We start from the raw sequence: 624 nt of genomic DNA on the forward strand, positions 1-624 counted from the left end.
CATCGGCTCGCAGGACGCGGCGACGGTGACATTAAAACGCCCCAAAGGGAAAATTGATGGTGCCAGTGAAAAATGGCAGGAGTATTTGACCTATCCGCAGGCGGAGCAAGAGAAGGCGATTTCCGCCGAGATGGCCCGTAAGCGTGAAACCTTGATGACCACCTTTATCACCCCGGCGCTTGCCGCGCTGGAAGCCGGAAACCTGGATGAATATCGCCAGCGCGCGGGTAAATCCACCGTGCTCTATGCCGATTTTGATGCTGCGTCCAAGAAGCTGGTGCAGTTTAAACGCCAGAATATCGATGACGCCTACACCGCCTCCAACGCCAGCATCAACCGTATGGAGATGATGCTGACGGTGGCGATCGCGCTGGCGCTGGTATTGGCGCTGCTCTCCTGGCTGGTGATGACGCATCTGGTGGTTAAGCCATTGAATCAGGCCATTGGCGTGTTCGATCGCATCGCACAAGGCGATCTGCGCGCTCGCTTTGAAATGCAGGGCAAAAATGAGATCGCGCAGCTGTTAGGCGCCGCGCAACGCATGCGTGACGGGCTGGAGAATATGGTGCGCGTGGTGCGTAACCGCCGTGACGGGATCCGGGCTGGCCTGCGGGAAAATGCCTC

At 58.0% G+C, this 624-nt stretch carries 1 protein-coding gene; it reads left to right on the plus strand.

Annotation, left to right across the window (positions count from 1 at the left end; genetic code table 11):
- The coding region (locus J5224_RS33815) for a Tar ligand binding domain-containing protein (RefSeq protein WP_264629237.1) at positions 1 to 624 on the plus strand (624 nt) is incomplete at both ends.

Source organism: Candidatus Symbiopectobacterium sp. NZEC135, from assembly GCF_025962695.1.